Annotated in this window: 1 protein-coding gene; it reads left to right on the forward strand. The window is 68.3% G+C overall.

Annotated features, from left to right (window positions below):
- The coding region (locus ACREEF_RS15780) for a Do family serine endopeptidase (protein ID WP_431566514.1) at window positions 1–1,462 on the forward strand (1,462 nt) is incomplete at its 5' end.
- Between the last annotated feature and the right edge of the window lie 82 nt (window positions 1,463–1,544).

Consider the following 1,544-nt stretch of genomic DNA (forward strand, 5'->3'; position numbering starts at 1 on the left):
CGCCAACGCCGCGCCTGCGGCCCAGACAGCCGGACGGCTGGTCCCCTCGGCCGGAGCCGCGGGCCTGGCCTTCGCCCCGCCGCAGGGCGCGCCGCTCAGCTTCGCCGAAATCTTCCAGCAGGTCGCCCCCGCCGTGGTGCAGATCGACGTCAAGACGCGGGTGCAGCGCCCGCGCAACCTGATCCAGATCCCCGGCCTGGGCGCGGTGCCCGTGCCCGGGGCGCCTGACAGCTCGGGCGAGGGCGAAGACAGCACACAGCTGGCCGCCGGCGCAGGCTCCGGCTTCTTCATCTCGGCCGACGGCTTCATCGTCACCAACAACCATGTGGTCGAGAACGCCGAGGAGATCACTGTCCGTCTGAACGACGAGCGCGAGCTGAAGGCGCGACTGGTCGGACGTGATCCGCTGACCGATCTGGCGGTCATCAAGGTTGAGGGTTCGGCATTCCCCTTCGTCTCGTTCGAGGACAAGGCCGAGCCGCGCGTCGGCGACTGGGTCATCGCGGTCGGCAACCCCTTCGGTCTGGGCGGCACGGCGACGGCGGGCATCGTCTCGGCCAAGGCCCGCGACATCGGCGGCAATGAAAACCCCTACACCGACTTCATCCAGATCGACGCGGCCATCAACCGGGGCAACTCCGGCGGGCCGACCTTCGACATCTATGGCCGCGTGATCGGCGTGAACACGGCGATCTTCTCGCCGACGGGGGGCTCAGTCGGCATCGGCTTCGCCATCCCTGCCGGGATCGCCAAGGAGACGACCGATCGTCTGATGCGCGGCGAAAAGATCGAACGCGGCTATCTGGGCGTGACGATCGGCAATCTGACCAACGAGTATCGCGAGAGCCTGGGCCTGCCCGCGGGCACCAAGGGCGCCTACATCACCGATGTGACGGCTGGAGCGCCTGGCGATCAGGGCGGTTTGCAAGCGGGCGACGTGGTCGTCAGTCTGAACGGCCGTGGTATCGAGGGCAGCAATGAACTGACGCGAGCGGTCGGCGCGGTGAAGCCGGGCGAAACCCTGCGGTTGGAACTGCTGCGCGAAGGGCGTCGCCAGACGATCACCCTGCGCGCGGGCACTCGCCCGGCTAATCTTGGCGCGGCGGAAGCTGAGGGCGGCGACGAGGCGGCTCCTGACGCGCCAGCCGCTGTGGTGGGCGAAAAGGTCGAGGGGTTGACGGTGGCGCCGATCACCGCAGCCCTGCGCAGCCGCTACGATCTGGCGGATGACGTGCGCGGCGTGGTGGTGACGGCGGTGGAGGCCCGCTCGGAAGCCGGTCGGTTGCGCTTCCAGCCCGGCATGGTGATTGTTCAGGCCAACGGCCGGAACGTGAACACGGTCAGGGAACTGCGCGACGCGGTCGAGGTGGTGCGTTCGGCGAACCGCCCCGGCGTCCTGCTGCTGGTGCGGACCTCGGCCGGAAACGCGCCGATCGTCCTGCCCTTCGCCAAGTCTGAATAAGGCGTAACTGACGGGATCGGCGGCGATGCGCTAACATCGCCGCCGAATCTTTTTCTGGAGGGGTCCATGCGTATTCTGGTGG

The sequence above is a fragment of the Brevundimonas sp. genome (assembly GCF_050729455.1).
GTDB lineage: Bacteria > Pseudomonadota > Alphaproteobacteria > Caulobacterales > Caulobacteraceae > Brevundimonas.